Below are 20,942 nucleotides of genomic sequence, written 5' to 3'. Positions count from 1 at the left end.
CACGTGTCCACGCATCCACTCCGATGACAAAGGACCACGTCAAGGGCGATCGGAGGCACGACGCGTTCCGTTACCCACCCGGTACGCGAGCGTGGTGCGATCCTCACACAACGTGAGTGTGCGCGATCAGATCGTTATGCTCAAGTTCCCCTCAGATGTACTGACTATGGCATCGGAGCGTCACTACTGTCCTCCCAACCGACGAGGACGGAGCTATGGCCGATGACTGAAGTGTCGGTGACCAAGGACGCCGCACCCACCGCCGACGAACTGGTCGTGCTGAAGAACGTCAACAAACACTTCGGCGCGCTGCATGTGCTCCAGGACATCGATCTGACCATCACCCGTGGTGAGGTCGTTGTCGTCATCGGGCCCTCCGGTTCGGGCAAGTCGACCCTGTGCCGCACGATCAACCGGCTGGAGGCGGTCGACTCGGGTGCCATCACGATCGACGGCCGGCCGCTGCCCCAGGAGGGGCGGGAGCTGGCCCGGCTGCGGGCCGATGTCGGCATGGTCTTCCAGTCGTTCAACCTCTTCGCGCACAAGACGGTGCTGGAGAACGTGATGCTGGGGCAGACCAAGGTCCGCAGGACCGAGAAGAAGGCCGCGGAGGAGAAGGCGCGCGCGCTGCTGGACCGCGTCGGTGTCGGCACTCAGGCGGACAAGTACCCGGCGCAGCTCTCCGGCGGTCAGCAGCAACGCGTGGCGATCGCGCGGGCGCTGGCGATGGACCCCAAGGTGATGCTCTTCGACGAGCCCACCTCCGCACTGGACCCGGAGATGATCAACGAGGTCCTGGAGGTGATGCAGCAGCTCGCGCGTGACGGTATGACGATGGTCGTCGTCACCCACGAGATGGGCTTCGCCCGCTCCGCCGCCAACCGGGTCGTCTTCATGGCCGACGGCCGCATCGTGGAGGAAGCGGTCCCGGAGCAGTTCTTCAACAACCCGCGCAGCGACCGCGCCAAGGACTTCCTGTCGAAGATCCTGCACCACTGACCTCCGCCCGGCCGCCCGACGGCCGCAGACGCCCCGGGAAGGCCCTCCAAGGCCCTTCCCGGGCGTCTTCCGCCACTTCGGACCGCGGGCGAGGTGCCCGCGCCCCGACGAACGCCGTACGCGCCGATTCCGCCGCTCCGCCGATCTCGCTGTTCCCGCCGACACGAAGGATGCCCCCTGATGAAGCTCCGCAACTCCGCCGCTGTGGCGGCGATCGCCGTACTCGCGCTCACCCTGACCGCCTGCGGCGGCGAGTCCGGCAACGCCGGTGACAAGCCCGCCGGGGGCACCGACGGCAAGGACGCCCCGAAGCTGCCCACCTACACGGTCGCCAAGGACGTGGCCGTGGACTCCCCGGTCCTCAAGAAGGCCCAGGGCAAGGGCAAGCTCGTGATCGGCGCCAAGAACGACCAGCCGTTCCTCGGCTTCGAGGCCACCGACGGCGAGCGGTCCGGCTTCGACATCGAGATCGCCAAGATGGTCGCCGCCGACCTCGGCTTCGCGGCCGACAAGATCGAGTTCAAGACCGTCGACTCGAACGTCCGCGAGACCGCCATCTCCAAGGGCGAGGTCGACCTGTACGTCGGCACATACACCATCAACCCCGAGCGCAAGAAGCAGGTCGGCTTCGCCGGTCCGTACTTCCTCGCGGGCGCCGACCTGCTGGTCCGCAAGGACGACACCGCCATCACCGGGTCGGACTCCCTCAAGGGCAAGACGGTCTGTTCCATCAAGGGCTCCACCCCGCTCACGGAGATCAAGAAGCCCAAGTACGGCGCCAAGACGGTCGAGCTCTCCAAGTACTCCGAGTGCGTGCAGCAGCTGCTGAACAAGGAGGTCGACGCCGTCACCACGGACGACGCGATCCTCAAGGGCTACGCCGCGCAGCGCCCGGAGAAGCTCAAGGTGGTCGGCAAGACGTTCACCAAGGAGCCCTACGGCATCGGCATGAACAAGGACGACAAGGCCCTGCGGACCGCCGTGTCGGACGCCGTCGAGGCGCACCAGAAGAACGGCGACTACAAGAAGGCGTACGACGCGACGCTCGGCCTGTCCGGCTCCTCGTACATCGAGCCCCCGGCGCTCGAACGCTACTGAGCCGCTCCCTGACACCTCCCGCGGCCGTCCTCCGACGGCCGTGAGGAGGTCCCCGGTTCCCCGGCAGCACTCCGGCCGCCCCGGACGGCTCCTCCCCAGGACACGTCCGGCGGCGGCCCTCCCTGCCCGCCCGCCGCCCACGAGGACATCCCCGTGAACGTACTGCTCGACCATCTCCCGGAGTTCCGCGAGGGTTTCATCGGCACCATCCTGCTGACGCTGGCCAGCGGGCTGCTCGCGATGCTGCTGGGTGTCATCATCGCCGGATTCCGTGTCTCCCCCGTCCCCCCGCTGCGCTACTTCGGCACGGCCTGGGTGACCCTCTTCCGCAACACCCCCCTGACGCTGCTCTTCCTCGTCGCCTGGTTCGTGGTGCCGGTCATCTTCATGCCGGGGCTGAGTCCCTGGACGAAGGCCCTGCTCGCACTGGGCTGCTACACCTCTGCGTTCGTCTGCGAGGCCGTGCGCTCCGGCATCAACACGGTCCCCTTGGGCCAGGCCGAGGCCGCGCGCTCCCTCGGGATGTCGTTCTTCCAGACCCTGCGGCTGATCGTGCTGCCCCAGGCGACCCGGACCGTGCTGCCGCCGCTCAGCTCGATCTTCATCGCGCTGACGAAGAACTCCGCCATCGCGGGCGCCTTCAGCGCCACCGAACTGTTCGGCGTCCAGAAACTCCTCAGTGACCAGGGCTTCGCGATCGCCTGGATCTTCCTGTGGGTGGCCCTCGGCTACCTGATCATCACCTTCACCATCAGCGGCATGTTCCGGCTGCTGGAGCGACGCATGGGGGTCGCCCGATGAGTTCGAGCGTCCTGTACGACACACCGGGGCCCAAGGCCCGCGTACGCAACCGCGTCTACACCGTGGTCGGCTCCGCGGCCGTGCTCGCCCTGATCGTGTTCGCCGTGTACCGGCTGAACGTCAAGGGCCAGCTGGAGCCCGAGGTCTGGAACATCTTCAACAACGCCGGGGTGCGCGCCGACATCCGGGACGGCCTGCTGAGCACCCTGAAGGTGTTCGCCATCGCGGGCCTGCTGTCGTTGGTGCTGGGGCTGCTGCTCGCGGTGGCCCGGCTGTCCGACCACAAGCCGGTCAGTCTGGCCGCCACCTGGTTCATCGAGCTGTTCCGCGCGATCCCGCTGCTGATCACCATCTACGCGCTGTGGGTCGTCTTCCTGTCCTACCGGGACAGCCTCGGCCCCATCGGCGACAACACCGCCTTCTGGGCCCTGGTCATCGGGCTGAGCGTCTACAACGGATGCGTCCAGGCGGAGGTCCTGCGCGCGGGGATCAACGCCGTCCCGCGCGGACAGGTGGAAGCGGCGTACGCGCTGGGTCTGCGCAAGTCGCAGGTGATGACGATGCTGCTGCTGCCGCAGGCGGTGCGCTCGATGCTGCCGACGGTCATCAGCCAGCTCGTGGTGACCTTGAAGGACACCTCGCTCGGCTACATCATCCTCTACCCGGAGCTGCTGTTCGAGGCCCGCGAGATGGCCAACAACATCATCGTGAACGGCGAGAACCCGATCACACCCGTCGTCATCGTCGTGGGCGCCATCTACGTCACCCTCTGTCTGGCGCTGGCGTCGCTGGCGAGCTGGATCGAGCGACGCGGCAGCCGGACCAAGACCGGGATCGCGGTCGCCGCGACCACCGGTCCGGAGCCCTCGGACATGATCCCCGCCCAGCCGGCCGGGGAAGGCCCGGCCGTGGAAGCGGCGGGCGTCAAGAAGTCCGACCTGCCCTGAGAACGGCCGCCCTGGCGCCGCCCCGGGAGTCCGCAGGGTCTCCCTGGGGGCTCCCGGGCGGCCTTCCGGGGGCTTCATTCGGGCTCGGCGGCCTTCCAGAGGGCTCCCCGGGCGGCTCCCTGAGAGCTCCCGGCACCGCGCCCGGCCGGGCGGTCCGAGGCGGGGTGTGCGGCGCGGCACAGGTCGCGTAACGTGGTCATCTGACGTCGTGTGAGCTGAATGTGTGCCCAGGAAGGCAGTGGCGTGCTCGCCACTGCCTTCGTCGCTTGACGCAAGCACCGGCAATGGGTTGCATACGTTCTGTGATCGCGCACCCTGCTCCGTTGTTCCGCCGCAGTACGTTCCGTACATCTGACCAGCCGTCACGGACACCTCTCCGGGCAGGGGGCGCCACACCGTGGACCCGGTGATCGTCGTCGGAGCGGGCCCGGTGGGGCTCACGCTCTCCCTCGCGCTCGCACGGCACGACGTACCGTGCGTCCTGCTCGACGAGGGCCCCGGCAAGGACGAGCAGCGCCCCGCGCGGACCGCTGTCCTGCGCGACGACACGGCGCAGCTCGTCCAGCGGCTGACCGGGACCCCGCTCACGGAAGCGGGCGTCGGGACGCGCTGGACGGGCTGGCGCGCCCAGCGCCGCAAGCAGCTGGTGCAGCAGGTCACCTTCGACGACGCCGATCCGTCGCCGGTCCACCTCGCCCAGCACTCGCTGACCGCCGCGCTGCGCGACGCGATCGCCAAGGAGACCCTCGTCAAGGTCTCCGTCGACAGCCGGGTGGACGCGATCGAACAGGAGCGGTCCGGTCTGACCGTCCACACCCGGGGCCCCAAGGGCACCTGGTGGCGCGGCAGTTACCTGGTCGGATGCGACGGCCCGCGGTCCACCGTCCGCAAGCTGCTCGACATCCGCTTCCCGGGCCGGACCGCCGTCGAACGCCACGCGGTCGCCGCGCTCCGCACCGAACTCCCCTGGGCCGGCGAGGCGCTGCTGCACCGAATGCCGCCCTGGCGGCTCTCCGGCAGCGAGGTGACCGGCCGGCCACTGGCCGACGGGGTGTGGCGCCTCGACTGGCTGCTGCCCCCGAGGAACGAACTGGTCACCCCCGAGGCACTCGTCGCACGTGTCCACGAGACCCTCACCGGCTGGAACGGCGGAGTCACACCGCCCTACGAACTCATCGACACCGGGGTCCACACCGTCCACCACCGGCTGGCCCGCCGATGGCGCGTCGGACGGGCCTTCCTCGCCGGGGACGCCGCCCATCTGCTCGGCGCCCTCGGCACCCAGGGTCTCGACGAGGGGCTGCGCGACGCCGAGAACCTCGCCTGGAAGCTCGCCCACGCCTGGCACCACGGCCCCTCGGACGAACTGCTGGCCAGCTATCAGACCGAGCGCCGGGCCCTGGTGGCCGCCCGGCTGCGCGCCGCCGACCAGTCGCTCCCGGCGCTGCGCGGGTCGGGCGGGCTGCGGGCCTATGTCCCCGGCACCACCCGTGGGCATGACGCCCTGCTCACGGACGGTCATCTGGGGCGCGGCCCGCTCGGCGCGCCCGGCACCCACGCGGGCTCACCCCTGACCCCCGCGCCGTTCCCCGAATCCGTGCCGGTGGGCACCCCCGTGGGGGCGCTCGCCGTGGATGTGCGGGTGACGGCAGAGGACGGCTCCTTCGTGCGGTTGCGCGAGCGGCTGGGCCTCGACCATCTGATCGTGCTCCTGGTCGCGCCCGGCACCGGGGTGTGGGAACGGCGGCACTGGGCCGGTGCCGGGATCATGCCCCGGCTCACGGCGGCGGTGGCCGCGCTCCCCTGCCGTGCCGAACTCCTCGTCACGGAGTCGTACCCCCGGGCCGCGGCGCACACCGTGCTGCTGATCCGTCCGGACGGACATCTGGTGGCCGCCTTCAACGGCGTCCAGCCCGGCGCGCTGTACGCGGCGGCCGATATCGCGCTGGGCGGGGCCGGGGAGGCCACGGAGACGTCCGACGCCGGATGACACCCCGCGCGCGTGGGCGTGTTCCCGGGGGAAGCACCGGGAGCACCGGCGTCCCGGCCGACCCGGCGGGACCGTCCTGACGGGGTCGGTCGGGGCACCGGATCACGGGGCGCACGCCGGATCGCACACGCTCCGTGGCCGTTTGCCCCGTGCGACGTCCGTACTGCGACACTCGGTTGACCGGTCTTTCGGCACCATGGTCTACTCCGGAACGTGACCGACACCGATGTGCGCCTGTGGCGGAGGGTCCATATGGACCTCGTCCGCTACGCGGGCTGCGTGTGTCGCTCGTCCTGCTGACTTCGCTCCCCTCTTCCCACGCCGCCGCCGTACGGTTCCGCTTTCCGTACGCGCGTACCTCCGTGTACGCCGCGTCCCGTCCGTGTCCGGCGCGTGACCCCTGCGAACCTCCAGGACGGCACCGTGTCCCCTTCCGCGTCCGTAGCCCCCTCCTCTTCCGCCCCCGGGTCCGTGCGACCCCCCGCGCAGGCGGAACTCCTCGACTTCGTCCGCCGCGCCGCCGCGGACACCGGCCTCATCGCCTCCCTGCCCCTGGACCCCGAGGGCCGTACCTGGGTCCGGATCGAGGGCCCGGGAGGCAGTGAGGCGTGGCTCATCGGCTGGCCGCCCGGGACGGGCACCGGCTGGCACGACCACGCCGAGTCCGTCGGCGCCTTCCTCACCGCGCGCGGTGAGCTGAAGGAACACTCCCTGAGCGCGCGACTGCCCAGCGACGGCTGGCGGACCCTCGAACTCACCGAGGGACTCGACCGGGAACGACGGCTGACCGCCGGCCAGGGACGCGCCTTCGGCCAGCATCATGTGCACGAGGTGCTGAACGAGTCGGTGACCGAACACGCCGTCTCCGTGCACGCCTACTACCCGCCGCTGCCCCGGATCCGGCGCTTCAGCCGCTCGGGGCAGGTCCTGCGACTGGAGCAGGTCGAACGTCCGGAGGACTGGCAGTGAGCGACGAAGGTACGCCGACCACGGTGACGCGATCCGTGACGCGATCCGAGAGGGACGACGTCCGCCGGGAGGAGTCGGCCCGGGGCAGCCGCACCGGCGGTTCCCTCCAGACCGACGGCCGTCCGGCGAAGGTGTCCATCGACGACCGGCTGGAGCAGGCGCGCGCCGGACTCGACCGGGTGACCGCCGAGGAGGCGTACGCCGCCGCGCGGGCCGGTGACGCCCTGCTGGTCGACACGCGGTACGCGGCCCTGCGGAATCGTGACGGGCTGATCCCCGGGGCCCTCGTGGTCGAGCGCAACGAGCTGGAGTGGCGGCTGGACCCGCAGGGCAGCCATCGCGCGGCCGAGGCGACGGGTCACGACCTGCGGGTGGTGGTCGTCTGCAACGAGGGCTACGCGTCGAGCCTGGCCGCCGAGTCGCTGCGGGGGCTGGGCTTGCACCGGGCGACGGATCTGATCGGCGGGTTCCAGGCGTGGAAGGCGGCACGACTGCCGGTCACGGAACCCGAGGCGGCCCACCCCAGGACGGCGAACTAATTCCTCTTCCGCCGACGAACGGGCGGTGAGCGGGTACGCAGGCCGGTGGCCGGTTGCGGTGGCTGACGGCTAACGGCTAACGGCTAACGGCTAACGGCTAACGGCTAACGGTCCGTCGTGGAGGGCGCCCGGGTGAAGGGTGCCCTCCCTCCCTGGCGGCCCACGCCTGCGCTGGCCCGCGCCTGCGGCGGCCCACGACCTGTGCGGCCGGGCCGGAGCCCGGCGGGGCGCCCGGCTCACTCCTGCGGGTACCCCCACTCGTCCGTGTCCTCGCCCTCCTGCTCCAGTGCCTGGCGTACGACTCTGAGGGCCAGGCCCTCGGAGTAGCCCTTGCGGGCCAGCATCCCCGCGAGGCGGCGGAGCCGCTTGTCACGGTCGAGCCCACGGGTGGCGCGCAGCTTACGGGCCACGAGCTCGCGGGCGGTGGACTCCTCCTGGTCGGAGTCCAGCTGGGACACGGCCTCCTCGATGAGGGTGGCGTCGACGCCCTTGGTGCGCAGTTCCTGGGCGAGGGCGCGCCGGGCGAGGCCCCGGCCGTGGTGACGGGACTCGACCCAGGCGTCGGCGAACGCGCCGTCGTTGATGAGGCCGACGTCCTCGAAGCGGGACAGCACCTCCTCGGCGACCTCGTCGGGGATCTCCCGCTTGCGCAGGGCGTCCGCGAGCTGCTTGCGGGTGCGCGGGGTGCCGGTGAGCAGACGCAGACAGATCCCGCGCGCCCGCTCGGCCGGGTCCCCGGGCGGCTCCCCCTTCTCGGCCCTCGACGAGGAGGGGGAGCCGCTGTCCTGGTGGGCACGGGGGCGGCCGCGCCGGCGGGCGCCGCGCCCGTGCTCCTCATGGGCCGGTGCACCGACGGCACCGGGCCCGGGGTGGACGGCCCCGGACTCCTCTGCCGCCGGGTCGTCCTCCCGGTCGCCGTCCGACGCGCGCGCGTGGCGCGTGGGGCGGGCGGGCTCCCAGGGGTCCGGCCAGTCGGTTCGCCGTGTCACGGGCTAGCTCTTGGCCGCCGTGGCCTTGGCCTTGGTCATCTTGGCCGCTGGCGCGGGAACCGTCTTGGCGTCCTCCGCGGGCGCGGGGACGGCCGCGTCCGTGGCCGGCTCGACGGCCGGGGTCTCCACCCTCACACCGACACCGAGCTTCTCCTTGATCTTCCTCTCGATCTCATTGGCGAGATCGGGATTGTCCTTGAGGAAGTTGCGGGCGTTCTCCTTGCCCTGACCGAGCTGGTCACCCTCGTACGTGTACCAGGCACCGGCCTTGCGGACGAAGCCGTGGTCCACGCCCATGTCGATCAGACCGCCCTCACGGCTGATGCCCTGGCCGTAGAGGATGTCGAACTCGGCCTGCTTGAAGGGCGGCGCGCACTTGTTCTTGACGACCTTGCAGCGGGTGCGGTTGCCGACCGCGTCCGTGCCGTCCTTCAGGGTCTCGATACGGCGGATGTCGATCCGCACCGAGGCGTAGAACTTCAGGGCGCGACCACCGGTGGTGGTCTCCGGCGAGCCGAACATGACGCCGATCTTCTCGCGGAGCTGGTTGATGAAGATCGCGGTGGTCTTGGACTGGTTGAGCGCGCTGGTGATCTTCCGGAGGGCCTGGCTCATGAGCCGGGCCTGGAGGCCGACGTGGGAATCGCCCATCTCGCCCTCGATCTCCGCGCGCGGCACCAGCGCGGCGACGGAGTCGATGACGATGAGGTCGAGAGCACCGGAGCGGATCAGCATGTCCGTGATCTCCAGGGCCTGCTCGCCGTTGTCGGGCTGGGACAGGATGAGGTTGTCGATGTCGACGCCGAGCTTCTTGGCGTACTCGGGGTCGAGGGCGTGCTCCGCGTCGATGAAGGCCACCTGCCCACCGAGCTTCTGCGCGTTCGCCACGGCGTGCAGGGTGAGCGTGGTCTTGCCGGAGGACTCCGGCCCGTAGACCTCCACCACCCGGCCGCGCGGCAGCCCGCCGACCCCCAGGGCGACGTCGAGCGCGGTCGATCCGGTGGGGATGACCTCGATGGGCTCGTTCGGCCTCTCACCCAGACGCATCACCGCGCCCTTGCCGAACTGCCGTTCAATCTGTGCGAGCGCGGCGTCGAGCGCCTTCTCGCGGTCGGTTCCTGCTGCCATGGGTTCCACCCGATTTACTTGAGTCGATCGCTTCACGTTCAAGACGCTAACGCCTGCCACTGACAATGGGTCCCGACGCCCGGTCCAGCCTGTGGATAACTCGGGGCGGAAGCGCCGCTGGACATCTCCCGGACACCCATAAGAACGGATGTTCGATTTTGGTGTCAAGCGAGCCACGCGGCACCACCGAGCGTACGTCCGGGCCGGTACGGGCGGGCCTGAACCGGCCCCGCCACTCATCCCGCCACACGTCCTGACCTGGGGCGGGGCACGTGGCGGGGAAGGGCCCGAGCAGGGCGGGGAGATGCCCCGGAGCGGGACCGGGCACCGCCCGAAAGGGTGCCCGGCAGGTTCACTGTCCGGCGCGGGCCCGCTGCCGCCGACCGCTACCGGCGGGTGTTTTCACCCGTTACCGGCGGGTGTGTCGGCCTTGGGTACGGTTCCCGCGCCGGAGGAGGCGGCGGGAGCGGCGGAGCCGGTCCGGGCCGCCGCACCGCTCAGCACGGTCCGCACCCGGGTGAGCACACCCCTGGCCCCCTTGCGCCGGTGCCCCTGGACCCTGGGGTCGTCCGTGACGTCGTACCGCTTCACATAGGCCCCGAGGAACGCCTGGAGGGTCGCCACCGCGGGGATGGCGATCAGCGCGCCCACCGCGCCCAGCAGCGCCGTGCCCGCGATGACCGAGCCGAACGCGACGGCCGGGTGGATGTCGACGGTCCTGGCGGTCAGCTTCGGCTGGAGGAGATAGTTCTCGAACTGCTGGTACACGAGGACGAAGAGGAGGACCCACAGCGCGTACCAGGGATCGACGGTGAACGCGATCAGCATGGGCAGGGCACCGGCCAGATACGTACCGATGGTCGGGATGAACTGCGAGATGAGCCCGACCCACACCGCCAGCGCGGGCGCGTACGGCACACCGAGGGTCTGGAGCAGCACATAGTGCGCGACGCCCGACACCATGGCCATGAGCCCGCGCGAGTACAGGTACCCGCCCGTCTTGTCGACGGCGATCTCCCACGCGCGCAGCACCTCGCTCTGCCGCGCGGGCGGGAGCACCGAGCACACCCCGCGCCGCAGCCGTGGCCCGTCCGCCGCGAAGTAGAACGAGAACAGCAGGACCGTCAGCAGCTGGAACAGACCTCCCAGTACCTGCGCGGAGACATCGAGGACGCCCGTCGCGCTGTCCTGGAGATACTTCTGGAGCCAGTCCGAGCGGACGAGACTGTCCTGGATCTTGACGCGGTTCAGCTCGGTGCTGAACGTCGTGTTGCTCCAGTTGATGACGGAGTCGAGGTACTTGGGGAAGTCCTCGGCGATGCTCGTGATCTGGCTGGCGAGCATCGAGCCCATGAGGAGCACGAAACCGGCCGTGACGACCACGATCCCGAGGAACACCGTGCCGGTGGCGGCCCCCCTGCGCATCCCCCGGGACGCCATCCAGCTCACGGCTGGTTCGATGGCCAGGGCCAGGAAGAACGCGATCAGGATGTTGATCAGCAGCCCGGTGAGCTGGTGGAACGCCCAGCTCCCGAGCTGGAAGCTCGCGTAGAGCCCGAGTGCCAGCACGATCGCGCGGGGAAGCCAGCGGGGCATACGGGTGCTGTGGTCGGCCACCGTGCCCGGCGGGGGCGGGGGCGGCGGAGCGCCCTCCGAAGCGGGTTCCTGGGCTATGCGCGCGGTCTCGTCAATGGGTGCCACGGCCCAAGTCTCGCCCACCGTGTACGAAATCCACCCCATCGCCCTCGGAAACCACCGTCCGCGGGAGTGCGTGGGCATACTCAGGGGCCCGCGCGGGCGGGCCCAGAGGGTCGTCCATCGACCCGCGCGCGTGCGTGGGTGGTGGCTGTCCGTGGGCCCACAGAGCGACCACGCGCGACCCGCACACGCGTGTGCGGGCGGCGGGTCGTCCCCGGGCGGCCGTGGCCGGTACGGGGGTGGCCGGTACGGGGGTGGCCGGTACGGGGGTGATCAGCGCCGATGGGCGGGCACGTCCATCGCGTGGCACACCGCGCGCCACACGTCCTTCGCCTCCCAGCCGGCGTCGAGCGCCTCGTTCACCGTGCGTCCGCCCAGCTCCGTCATCACATGGTCGCGCGCGAACGAGTCTGCGTACCCGGCGCCGAAGTGATCCGTCATCCGCTGTCTGAAGACCGTCAACCGCATGCGTCCAGTATCCCGCCCCTGAGAGTGCAGCCGAGCCGGTACGCCTCCTCGCGCGGGCGGCGGGCCCTACGGTCGTGCCATGGCCGAATCCGGAGCTTTCCCCCTGCCCACGACGTCCACCGGGGCATCGCGCCCCGCCCCGGGGACCGGGGCGCCGCAGCCCGTCCCGGCGCACACGCCGCTCGCCCGTGCGGCGGACTTCCTGTGGCTCACCGCGCGGGTGCTGGAGCAGCGCCGGTTCGCCTACGAGTTCCTGGGCGCGGGCGACGGCGGGGCCGACGCCGTGGAGACCGCTCTCGACGCCTACCGCACCGAGGACGGCGGCTACGGCGACGAACCGGACCTCAGGGGACCCGTGAGCCAGCCGCTGCACGCCGCCCACGCGCTGGGCGTCCTCGACTCGATCGGGCGGTGCGGCGGCCAGCGCGTGGAGCGGCTGTGCCGCCATCTGACATCCGTGTCGACCCCGGACGGCGCGCTGCCCTCGGTACTGCCCCGTCAGCGGGCCTATCCGTCGGCACCCTTCGTGCCGATCGTGGACAACCCTCCGGGGGACCTCCTCGCGACCGGCCCGGTGGTGGGACTGCTGCACCGCAACGACGTCTGGCACGCCTGGCTGTTCCGTGCGACGGACTTCTGCTGGCACACCGTCGAGTCGCTGGAGAAGTCGCACCCCTACGAGGTCGAGGCCGCGATCGTGTTCCTGGACTCGGTGCCGGACCGCCCGCGCGCGCAGGCGGCGGCCGACCGGCTGGGGCGGCTGGTGCGCGAGCAGCGGCTCGCGGTCCTGGACCCCGACCGGCTGGATGACTTCCCCGTGGCGCCCGGTTACGCGCCCCGGGAGCACCACTTCCCGCACCACTTCGCGCGCTCGCCCGGGTCGCTGGCGCGCGCGTGGTTCACGGACGCCGAGATGTCACGGTCGCTGGACGTGCTGTCCGCGCAGCAGGAGAGCGACGGGGGCTGGCCCATCCACTGGCGCCTCTGGGCCCCGGGGACGGCCCTGGAGTGGCGTCCCCTGGTCACCCTGGACGCGCTGCGGACGCTGCGGGCCCACGGCCGGCCCATCGGCTGAGCCGGGCGTGGGGAGCCGCTCAGCCGGTCATGGCCCGCACCCCGGCCGTCACGATCACCGCGGCGGCGACGACGAACAGGAACGGGGCTCGCAGGAGCAGCACGACGGCGGCCGCGGCGAGCCCGGCGGCCCTGGCGTCCAGGACCACGGCACGGCCGTCGGCGAAGGTCTGCTGCGCGGTGAGCGCGGCGAGCAGCGCGACGGGCACCAGGGCGGCCATACGGCGGACCAGCGGGCGCTCCAGGACGCCCGCGGGCACCAGCAGCCCGAGCAGCTTGACCGCGTAGCAGCTGACTGCGGTGAGGCCGATCGCGATCCATACGGTCATCGCTCCGCCTGTCCCGTGCCGTCGCGCCCGCGCTGGTCGTCCCCGCGCTGGTCGTGCGTGTCGTCGCCGGTGTCCGCGCCGGTCCCGGTGCCGGTACCCGTAGCGCTCTCGGTGCGGGTGCCCGGGTCCGCGGCGGTGTCCGGGTGGTGACCGTTGTGGGCGTCGCGCCCGTCGGTGCCATGGGGGGCGTCGTCCGTGGTGTCCTCCCGCGCGGGGGAGCGTCGGCCGGCGACGTACAGGACGGCGGGGGCGGCCAGCGCGGCGAGCAGGACGGGCACGCCGGCGGGCAGGACGGGCAGCAGACCGAGGCCGATGACGACGGCGAGGGCCGCGACCGCGCGTTCGGTGGTGGACGTGAGCATGGGCGCCAGCAGGGCGAGGAACACGGCGGGTCCGGCGGCGTCGAGCCCCCAGGCGTCGGTGTCGCCGATGGCCTCGGCGCCCAGCGCGCCGAGGAGGGTGGTGAGGTTCCACAGCACGTAGAGGGTGGCCCCGGTCACCGTGAAGCCGATCCGGGCGGCGCGCCGGGTGGGCTGGGCCAGTGAGACGGCCGTCGTCTCGTCGATGACCCAGTGCGCGGCGAACGGGCGTACCGCGCGCGGGAGGGCGAGCAACTGGGAGAGCCGTAGCCCGTAGAAGGTGTTGCGGACCCCGAGGAAGAACGCCCCGGCGGCGGCCGTGTACGGGTTGCCTCCCGCGGCCAGGGCGCCCACCAGCGCGAACTGGGACGCGCCGGTGAACACGAGCAGGCTGAGGGCGCAGGTCTGGAGCAGGGTGAGGCCGCTGCCCGCCGCGGTCACGCCGAAGGCGAAGCCGGAGAGTCCGACGGCGACCCCGACGCCCAGGGCGTCCCTGACGACGGCGGCGTCGCTCTTGGCCGGTGATGGGGTGCCCGCGCGTGCGGGCGCTGTCTGTTCTGCCACGTCACCGACGGTACGGCGGCCCGGCGGTCGGGTCTTGTACGTTCTTGCGCTCGCGCTGGTAGGCGCCCGGGGGGACACCGACGATCCGGGTGAAGTGGCGGTTGAGGTGCGGCTGGTCGGTGAAGCCGACGGCGACGGCCGCGTCGGCGGGGGCGGTGCCGTCGTCGAGGAGTCGGCGGACACGCCGTACGCGCGCGTCGGTGAGCCAGGTGTGCGGGGGCATGCCGTAGGCGTCGCGGAACGCGCGCAGCAGGGCGAACGGGCCGGTGCCCAGCTCGGTGGCGAGACGCTCCAGGGTCGGGGGCCGGTCCATGCGTTCCTCCAGCACGGCACGCGCGCGGGCGGCGACGCCGCCTCCGGCGGAGCGGACGGTCCGCTGGGGCAGCGGGCCCCCGGTCCGTCGCAGCAGCCGGGTGACCGCCACCCGCAGCAGGGTGTCGGCGGCGAGCGCGTTGCCCTCGTCGGCGGCCCGCAGTACCCGGTGCACCAGCTCCGCGGCGTACGGGTCGTCCAGGACGGGGCTGGTGAAACCCGGCGCGCCCCGGATGCCGGTGGTCTCGGCGGCGATCTCGGCGACCAGGCAGGGGCTGGGGTAGACCGCCCCGTAGCGCCAGCCCTCGGGCCCTCCGGCGCGGCCCGTGTGCGAGGTGTCCGGGTTGACGAGGGCGAGGCTTCCGGGGCCCGCGTACTGGTCGGAGCCGCCGTGGTGGAATATCTCGACGCCCTGGCTGATCGCGGCGATCACGAAGTGCTCGTGGGTGTGCCGCACGAAGGTCTTGCTGATGTAACGGGCCCGCAGCAGGTCGACACCGGGCAGTTCCGCGTACCGCCAGTGCCGTGCGCGCTCCCTCTCTCCGGACATGGCCCCATTCTGTGCCACCGGGCCCGCCCGGCTCGGGGGACGGGTCCCCGCACCACGCCGGGTCCAGGGCGTTTGCCCAGGTCGGAGCGGATTGTCAGTGGCGGGGTGCAGGATGGGGGCATGGTGAGGTCCGCGCTCGACGCTTTCTCCCCCGCGACCCGCGGCTGGTTCTCGGGGGCGTTCTCCGCGCCCACGAGCGCCCAGGCCGGTGCGTGGCGCGCGATCGGTGAGGGCTCCGATGTCCTGGTCGTCGCGCCGACCGGCTCGGGCAAGACGCTGGCCGCCTTCCTGGCCGCGCTGGACCAGCTCACCTCGGCGCCCCTGCCCGCCGATCCGCGCAAGCGGTGCCGGGTGTTGTACATCTCCCCGCTGAAGGCCCTCGCGGTGGACGTCGAACGTAATCTGCGCAGCCCGCTGACCGGTATCCGCCAGGAGTCCGTCCGGCTCGGACTGCCGGAGCCCGAGGTGCGGGTCGGCATCCGGTCCGGGGACACCCCGCCCGCCGAGCGCCGCGCCCTGGCGACCCGCCCGCCGGACATCCTGATCACGACCCCGGAGTCGCTGTTCCTGATGCTGACATCGGCCACCCGGGAGGCCCTGGCCGGTGTGGAGACGGTGATCCTGGACGAGGTGCACGCGGTGGCGGGCACCAAGCGCGGCGCCCATCTGGCGCTCTCCCTGGAGCGGCTGGACGAACTGCTGCCGAGGCCCGCGCGGCGTATCGGCCTGTCCGCCACGGTCCGCCCGGTGGACGAGGTCGCGCGCTATCTGTCGCCGCACCGCAGGGTGGAGATCGTGCAGCCGCCGTCGGGCAAGGAGTTCGACCTGTCGGTGGTGGTGCCGGTGCAGGATCTGGGTGAGCTGGGCGGCTCCCCCGCCTCGGACGCCGCGGAGGGCGGTGAGCGGCCGTCGATCTGGCCGCATGTCGAGGAGCGCATCACCGATCTGGTGCAGTCGCACCGCTCCACGATCGTGTTCGCGAACTCCCGGCGGCTCGCGGAGCGCCTGTGCAACCGCCTGAACGAGATCGCGTACGAGCGGGCGACGGGCGTCCCGCTCGACGAGGCGCACTCCCCCGCCGAGCTCATGGGCGGTTCGGGCGCGGCCCAGGGGGCGCCCCCGGTCATCGCGCGCGCCCATCACGGCTCGGTGTCCAAGGAGCAGCGGGCGCTGGTCGAGGAGGACCTCAAGGCGGGCCGGCTGCCCGCCGTGGTGGCCACGTCCAGTCTGGAGCTGGGCATCGACATGGGCGCGGTGGATCTCGTGATCCAGGTGGAGTCGCCGCCGTCGGTCGCCTCCGGACTCCAGCGGGTCGGCCGCGCGGGACACCAGGTGGGCGCGGTGTCGACCGGTGTGGTGTTCCCGAAGTACCGGGGCGACCTGGTGCAGTCCGCCGTGGTCACCGAACGGATGCGCGTCGGAGCGATCGAGTCGCTGCGCATCCCCGCGAACCCGCTGGACGTACTGGCGCAGCAGCTCGTCGCGATGACCGCGATGGACACCTGGCAGGCCGACGACCTGCTGGCGCTGGCCCGCCGGGCCGCCCCGTTCGCGTCGCTGCCGGACTCGGCGTTCACGGCGGTGCTGGACATGCTGGCGGGCCGCTATCCGTCCGACGCGTTCGCGGAGCTGCGTCCGCGCGTGGTGTGGGACCGCGTGGCCGGTACGGTCACGGGCCGCCCCGGCGCGCAGCGCCTCGCCGTCACCTCGGGCGGCACCATCCCCGACCGCGGGCTGTTCGGGGTGTTCCTCGCCGGAGCCGACCCCAAGAAGGGCGGCGGCCGGGTCGGTGAGCTGGACGAGGAGATGGTCTACGAGTCCCGCGTCGGGGACGTGTTCACCCTTGGTACGAGTTCCTGGCGGATCGAGGACATCACCCGGGACCGGGTACTGGTGTCCCCGGCTCCCGGGGTGCCGGGACGGCTGCCGTTCTGGAAGGGCGACCAGCTGGGCCGTCCGCTGGAGCTGGGCCGCGCGGTGGGCGCGTTCCTGCGGGAGGTCGGCGCCCTGTCCGAGGAGGACGCCCGGCTGCGGCTGCTGGCCGCCGGGCTCGACGCGTGGGCCGCGGACAACGTCCTCGCGTATCTGTCGGAGCAGCGGGAGGCGTGCGGGCACGTACCCGACGACCGCACGATCGTGGTGGAGCGGTTCCGGGACGAGCTGGGCGACTGGCGGATCGTCGTGCACTCCCCGTTCGGCGCGCAGGTGCACGCCCCGTGGGCGCTCGCCCTCGGGGCCCGCCTCGCCGAGCGGTACGGCATGGACGCCCAGGTCATGCACGCGGACGACGGTCTGGTGCTGCGGCTCCCGGACGCCGATCTGATGGGCATGGACCTCCTCGACCGGGAACCGGGCAGGGCGGGCACCGAGTACGACTCGGAGCAGGCGCCGATCGGCGCCGCGGACGTCATGTTCGACAAGGGCGAGGTCGCCCAGGTCGTCACCGACCAGGTCGGCGGATCGGCCCTGTTCGCGGCCCGGTTCCGCGAGTGCGCGGCCCGCGCGCTGCTGCTGCCGCGCCGCAGTCCCGGCAAGCGCACCCCGCTGTGGCAGCAGCGGCAGCGCGCGGCGCAGCTCCTTGAGGTGGCGAGCGAGTTCGGGTCCTTCCCGATCGTCCTCGAAGCGGTCCGCGAATGCCTTCAGGACGTGTTCGACGTACCCGGCCTGACAGAGCTCATGGGGGACATCGAGTCCCGCCGGGTCCGGCTCGTGGAGGTCACCACACCCGAGCCCTCGCCCTTCGCCCGCTCACTGCTGTTCGGCTACGTCGCCCAGTTCCTCTACGAGGGGGACTCCCCGCTCGCCGAGCGGCGCGCGGCGGCCCTGTCCCTGGACTCCCGGCTGCTCGCGGAGCTCCTCGGCCAGGCCGAGCTGCGGGAACTGCTGGACGCGGAGGTGCTGACCGAGCTGGAGCGCGAGCTCCAGTGGCGCACCGAGGACCGGCGGGCGAAGGACGCGGAGGGTGTCGCGGACCTGCTGCGGCTGCTGGGCCCGCTGACGGCGGCGGAGCTGGCCGAGCGGGGCGCGGAGGAGAGCTGGGCCCGGGATCTGGCGGGCGCGCGGCGGGCGATCCCGGTGCGGATCGCCGGGGCCGAGCACTGGGCGGCCGTGGAGGACGCGGGCAGACTGCGGGACGCCCTGGGCACAGCGCTGCCCGTGGGGGTCCCGGAAGCGTTCACGGAGCCCGTCAAGGACCCGCTGGGCGACCTGCTCGCGCGCTACGCGCGCACGCACGGTCCGTTCACCTCGGCCGCCGCGGCGGCCCGGTTCGGGCTCGGCCCGGCGGTCACCGACGGAGCGCTCCACCGGCTCGCGGCGAGCGGCCGGGTCGTCCAGGGCGAGTTCCATCCGGCGGGCATCGGCCAGGAGTGGTGCGACACATCCGTGCTGCGCCGGCTCCGCCGGCGCTCCCTGGCCGCGCTGCGGCAGGAGTTGGAACCGGTGCCCCCGGCAGCGCTCGCGCAGTTCCTGCCGCGCTGGCAGCACGTCGGCGAGCGCGGTGGGCTGCGGGGGACGGACGGGCTGGTGCGCGCCGTCGAGCAGATGCAGGGTGCCTCGGTCCCCGCGTCCGCGCTGGAGAAGCTGGTCCTGCCGTCCCGGGTCGGCGGATACGGCCCCACCATGCTGGACGAGCTGACCGCGGCCGGGGAGATCGTATGGGCGGGCGCGGGAGCCCTGCCGGGCAAGGACGGCTGGATCTCCCTGTACCTGGCGGACGCGGCGCCGCTGCTCCTTCCGCCGCCGCATCCGCTGGAGCTGACGGGGCTCCATGAGTCCGTCCTCGCGATCCTCTCCGGTGGCTACGGGCTGTTCTTCCGCCAGATCGCCGACCAGGTACGGGCCACCACGCATCCCGAGGCGGCCGATCCCCAACTCGCCGATGCCCTCTGGGAGCTCACCTGGTCGGGCAGGCTCACCAACGACACCCTCGCGCCCCTGCGGGCGCTCCTCGGCTCGGGCCGCACGGCCGGGTCGACGGCGCATCGCGCCCGCCGGGCCGTCCCCCGGGGGCGGTACGGCGCTCTCACCGCGGGTGCCCGACCCGTGTCGCGCGGCGGCCCGCCCACGGTCGCCGGGCGCTGGTCGCTCCTGCCCGCCGCCGAACCCGACGCGACGTTGCGCGCGCACGCGCTCGCCCGGACCCTGCTGGACCGCCACGGGGTGGTGACCCGTGGCGCCGTCGCGGCGGAGGGCGTCGAGGGCGGGTTCTCCGCGATGTACCGGGTGCTGTCGGTCTTCGAGGACAGCGGTCAGGCCCGGCGCGGCTATGTGGTCGAGGGACTGGGCGCGGCGCAGTTCGCGATGGACGGGGCCGTCGACCGGCTGCGGGCCATCGCGACCGCGCGGGAGCGCGGGGACCGCGCGTCGGGCGACTTCCCCGGCGCCATGGCTGGGTCCCCCGGCGCCACGCGGGAAGCCGACGGCCTCCCGGGGGCGGGCGGGCCGGGCATCGCCCGGCCCGGAATCCCGGACTTCCTGGAGGACTTCCCGTTCGACGAGAACGGGGGCCGCCGCCCCACCGCGGCCGACCGCGGCGTCACCCCGCCGCCCCATCGCCGTACCGGTCCCGGCGGGCGGCCCTCGGATGCTCCGCGCGGGCTGGTGCTGGCCGCCGCCGACCCGGCCAACGCGTACGGTGCCGCGCTGCCCTGGCCCGAGCCCCCGACGGGAGCGGGGCACAAGCCGGGCCGCAAGGCGGGCTCCCTGATCGTCCTGGTGGACGGTGAGCTGGCGCTGTACATGGAGCGCGGCGGCAAGACCCTGCTCGCCTGGCCCACCCACCCCGACACCCCGGCCGACCGGCACGACGCCCGGCTGGTGACGGCGGCGGAGGCCCTGGCGACCGCCGCCCGCGCGGGTTCCCTGGGGACGGTCACCGTGGAACGCGTCAACGGCACCCCGGCCCTGACCTCGTCCGTGGGCACGGTCCTGGAAGCGGCCGGGTTCCACGCGACACCGAAGGGCCTGCGCCTGCGCGTATGACGGCACGGCGACCCACCGGCCGCGAGCCGCGAGCCGCTGGGCGCACTGGACACCACCTGCCACCGACCCGCGGCACGGGCACCGGGCACCGACCGCGACACCCGTCCCGTCACCCGTCCCCCCACCGTCGGCCTCGCCCGCCCCCACCCCCGTGCGACCCTGGAGCCATGCCAGAAGGAGACACCGTCCGGCAGGCCGCGCGGCGTCTGGACCGCGCGTTGGGCGGGCAGATGCTGACCCACTGCGACCTGCGGGTTCCCCGGTTCGCCACCGTGGACCTCACGGGCCGGACGGTGCTTGAGGTGGTGCCGCGTGGCAAGCATCTGCTCACCCGTGTCGAAGGCGGGGTCACCGTCCACTCGCATCTGCGGATGGACGGTTCCTGGAAGGTCTACGGCCCCGCCGAACGCTGGCGCGGTGGCCCCACCCACCAGATCCGTGCCGTCCTCGGGACCTCCCGGTCCACCGCAGTCGGCTACCGGCTGCCGGTACTGGACGTGCTGCGCACCAGCGACGAACACCGGGCCGTGGGCCATCTCGGACCCGATCTCCTCGGTCCGGACTGGGACCCGGACCAGGCCTTGGTGAACCTGCTCGCGCTACCGGAGCGCCCTCTCGGTGAAGCCTTGCTCGACCAGCGCAACCTCGCCGGGATCGGCAATGTCTACAAGTCCGAGCTGTGCTTCCTGCTCGGCGTGACGCCCTGGACCCCGGTCGGCGCCCTGCCCGCCGACATCGCCGCCCACACCCCGGAACTCGCGCGACGGCTGCTCGTCGCCAATCAGGACCGTCCGAACCGCTCGACCACGGGGCGCGAGGACCAGAGGCTCTTCGTCTACGGACGGGCACCCCGCCCCTGTCGGCGGTGCGGCACCCCGATCCGCCGCGCCGAACAGGGCGACGGTTCCCGCCCACGCCCCACGTACTGGTGCCCCACCTGCCAGCCCGGCCCCGCACCGACCTGACCCCGCACCCGCCGCACCATCACACCGAACAACCGTCCCCCGGCCACCCTCAAGCCGCACCCGCACCCGCACCCGCACCCGCACCCGCACCGGAACACGCAGGCACACCCGCACAACACGTTCCCGCACCCACCCCCGCACACCCGCCGGCAGCCGTCCTCCGCCCACGTCAACGTCTGC

At 72.5% G+C, this 20,942-nt stretch carries 18 protein-coding genes; 11 read left to right on the top strand and 7 right to left on the bottom strand.

Annotation, left to right across the window (positions count from 1 at the left end):
• The first annotated feature begins 222 nt into the window (after window positions 1-222).
• The 8 genes from AB852_RS17440 (at window position 223) to AB852_RS17410 (ending at window position 7,343) form a co-directional block, all read left to right on the top strand.
• Window positions 223-999: an amino acid ABC transporter ATP-binding protein gene (locus AB852_RS17440; RefSeq protein WP_073789350.1), complete on the top strand. Its 777-nt coding sequence runs from the start codon at window positions 223-225 to the stop codon at window positions 997-999.
• Between the two features lie 180 nt (window positions 1,000-1,179).
• Window positions 1,180-2,097, top strand: a complete 918-nt coding sequence (locus AB852_RS17435) for a glutamate ABC transporter substrate-binding protein (protein ID WP_073789348.1) — start codon at window positions 1,180-1,182, stop codon at window positions 2,095-2,097.
• Window positions 2,098-2,250: 153 nt separating this feature from the next.
• Window positions 2,251-2,898, top strand: coding sequence for an amino acid ABC transporter permease (locus AB852_RS17430; RefSeq protein WP_073789345.1), 648 nt, complete (start codon window positions 2,251-2,253; stop codon window positions 2,896-2,898).
• On the top strand, window positions 2,895-3,845 hold the full coding sequence (locus AB852_RS17425; protein WP_073789342.1) for an amino acid ABC transporter permease: 951 nt from the start codon (window positions 2,895-2,897) through the stop codon (window positions 3,843-3,845). Before AB852_RS17430 ends, AB852_RS17425 begins: the two co-directional genes overlap by 4 nt.
• Window positions 3,846-4,242: 397 nt before the next feature.
• Entirely contained in the window at window positions 4,243-5,835 is a 1,593-nt protein-coding gene (locus tag AB852_RS17420) for an FAD-dependent monooxygenase (RefSeq protein ID WP_073789339.1), read from the top strand.
• Between the two features lie 252 nt (window positions 5,836-6,087).
• The gene (locus AB852_RS41645; protein ID WP_331454204.1) at window positions 6,088-6,135 is read left to right on the top strand and encodes a hypothetical protein; all 48 of its coding nucleotides are present in this window, start codon (window positions 6,088-6,090) and stop codon (window positions 6,133-6,135) included.
• 171 nt (window positions 6,136-6,306) lie between these two features.
• Window positions 6,307-6,804, top strand: coding sequence for a cupin domain-containing protein (locus AB852_RS17415; protein ID WP_245876814.1), 498 nt, complete (start codon window positions 6,307-6,309; stop codon window positions 6,802-6,804).
• Between the two features lie 131 nt (window positions 6,805-6,935).
• A complete protein-coding gene (locus tag AB852_RS17410; RefSeq protein WP_073790368.1) occupies window positions 6,936-7,343 on the top strand; it encodes a rhodanese-like domain-containing protein in 408 nt (135 codons plus the stop codon).
• A gap of 236 nt (window positions 7,344-7,579) precedes the next feature.
• On the opposite strand, the gene recX is transcribed toward AB852_RS17410, so the two are convergent.
• The 4 genes from recX to AB852_RS17390 form a co-directional block, all read right to left on the bottom strand.
• Window positions 7,580-8,332 carry a recombination regulator RecX gene (gene recX, locus AB852_RS17405; protein ID WP_073789334.1) on the bottom strand — a complete coding sequence of 251 codons (753 nt, stop codon included), beginning with the start codon at window positions 8,330-8,332 and terminating at the stop codon, window positions 7,580-7,582.
• Between the two features lie 3 nt (window positions 8,333-8,335).
• Window positions 8,336-9,460, bottom strand: a complete 1,125-nt coding sequence (gene recA, locus AB852_RS17400) for a recombinase RecA (RefSeq protein WP_073789332.1) — start codon at window positions 9,458-9,460, stop codon at window positions 8,336-8,338.
• A 402-nt stretch (window positions 9,461-9,862) separates the two neighbouring features.
• Window positions 9,863-11,161 carry an AI-2E family transporter gene (locus AB852_RS17395; protein ID WP_073789330.1) on the bottom strand — a complete coding sequence of 433 codons (1,299 nt, stop codon included), beginning with the start codon at window positions 11,159-11,161 and terminating at the stop codon, window positions 9,863-9,865.
• Between the two features lie 270 nt (window positions 11,162-11,431).
• Window positions 11,432-11,626, bottom strand: a complete 195-nt coding sequence (locus AB852_RS17390; protein WP_073789327.1) for a DUF3046 domain-containing protein — start codon at window positions 11,624-11,626, stop codon at window positions 11,432-11,434.
• Window positions 11,627-11,705: 79 nt separating this feature from the next.
• Here AB852_RS17390 and AB852_RS17385 point away from each other — a divergent pair, with 79 nt between their 5' ends.
• The gene (locus tag AB852_RS17385) at window positions 11,706-12,701 is read left to right on the top strand and encodes a hypothetical protein (RefSeq protein ID WP_073789325.1); all 996 of its coding nucleotides are present in this window, start codon (window positions 11,706-11,708) and stop codon (window positions 12,699-12,701) included.
• A 19-nt stretch (window positions 12,702-12,720) separates the two neighbouring features.
• Here the strand turns inward: AB852_RS17385 and AB852_RS17380 are convergent, their stop codons facing one another.
• From AB852_RS17380 to AB852_RS17370, 3 genes are read right to left on the bottom strand one after another with little or no spacing between them, the layout of a single operon-like run.
• Entirely contained in the window at window positions 12,721-13,029 is a 309-nt protein-coding gene (locus AB852_RS17380; protein WP_073789322.1) for an AzlD domain-containing protein, read from the bottom strand.
• Window positions 13,026-13,952 carry an AzlC family ABC transporter permease gene (locus tag AB852_RS17375; protein ID WP_245876813.1) on the bottom strand — a complete coding sequence of 309 codons (927 nt, stop codon included), beginning with the start codon at window positions 13,950-13,952 and terminating at the stop codon, window positions 13,026-13,028. The genes AB852_RS17380 and AB852_RS17375 overlap by 4 nt, the downstream gene beginning before the upstream one ends.
• Window position 13,953: 1 nt before the next feature.
• Window positions 13,954-14,814, bottom strand: coding sequence for an AraC family transcriptional regulator (locus AB852_RS17370; RefSeq protein ID WP_073789319.1), 861 nt, complete (start codon window positions 14,812-14,814; stop codon window positions 13,954-13,956).
• A 120-nt stretch (window positions 14,815-14,934) separates the two neighbouring features.
• Here AB852_RS17370 and AB852_RS17365 point away from each other — a divergent pair, with 120 nt between their 5' ends.
• Both AB852_RS17365 and AB852_RS17360 read left to right on the top strand, forming a co-directional pair.
• Window positions 14,935-19,797 carry an ATP-dependent helicase gene (locus AB852_RS17365; RefSeq protein ID WP_073789316.1) on the top strand — a complete coding sequence of 1,621 codons (4,863 nt, stop codon included), beginning with the start codon at window positions 14,935-14,937 and terminating at the stop codon, window positions 19,795-19,797.
• 167 nt (window positions 19,798-19,964) lie between these two features.
• Window positions 19,965-20,762 (top strand): Fpg/Nei family DNA glycosylase, encoded by a 798-nt coding sequence (locus AB852_RS17360; RefSeq protein WP_073789314.1) that lies wholly within the window; start codon window positions 19,965-19,967, stop codon window positions 20,760-20,762.
• The last annotated feature ends 180 nt before the right edge of the window (window positions 20,763-20,942 follow it).

Origin of the sequence: Streptomyces uncialis, assembly GCF_001905345.1 — a bacterium.
Lineage (GTDB): Bacteria > Actinomycetota > Actinomycetes > Streptomycetales > Streptomycetaceae > Streptomyces > Streptomyces uncialis.
This window is presented reverse-complemented; position numbering and strand designations above follow the sequence as displayed.

Coding starts and splice junctions, on each gene's coding strand:
- AB852_RS17440 (WP_073789350.1), top strand. CDS start 223: ATGACTGAAGTGTCGGTGACCAAGGACGCCGCACCCACCGCCGACGAA.
- AB852_RS17435 (WP_073789348.1), top strand. CDS start 1,180: ATGAAGCTCCGCAACTCCGCCGCTGTGGCGGCGATCGCCGTACTCGCG.
- AB852_RS17425 (WP_073789342.1), top strand. CDS start 2,895: ATGAGTTCGAGCGTCCTGTACGACACACCGGGGCCCAAGGCCCGCGTA.
- recA (WP_073789332.1), bottom strand. CDS start 9,460: ATGGCAGCAGGAACCGACCGCGAGAAGGCGCTCGACGCCGCGCTCGCA.
- AB852_RS17390 (WP_073789327.1), bottom strand. CDS start 11,626: ATGCGGTTGACGGTCTTCAGACAGCGGATGACGGATCACTTCGGCGCC.
- AB852_RS17385 (WP_073789325.1), top strand. CDS start 11,706: ATGGCCGAATCCGGAGCTTTCCCCCTGCCCACGACGTCCACCGGGGCA.
- AB852_RS17380 (WP_073789322.1), bottom strand. CDS start 13,029: ATGACCGTATGGATCGCGATCGGCCTCACCGCAGTCAGCTGCTACGCG.
- AB852_RS17370 (WP_073789319.1), bottom strand. CDS start 14,814: ATGTCCGGAGAGAGGGAGCGCGCACGGCACTGGCGGTACGCGGAACTG.
- AB852_RS17365 (WP_073789316.1), top strand. CDS start 14,935: ATGGTGAGGTCCGCGCTCGACGCTTTCTCCCCCGCGACCCGCGGCTGG.
- AB852_RS17360 (WP_073789314.1), top strand. CDS start 19,965: ATGCCAGAAGGAGACACCGTCCGGCAGGCCGCGCGGCGTCTGGACCGC.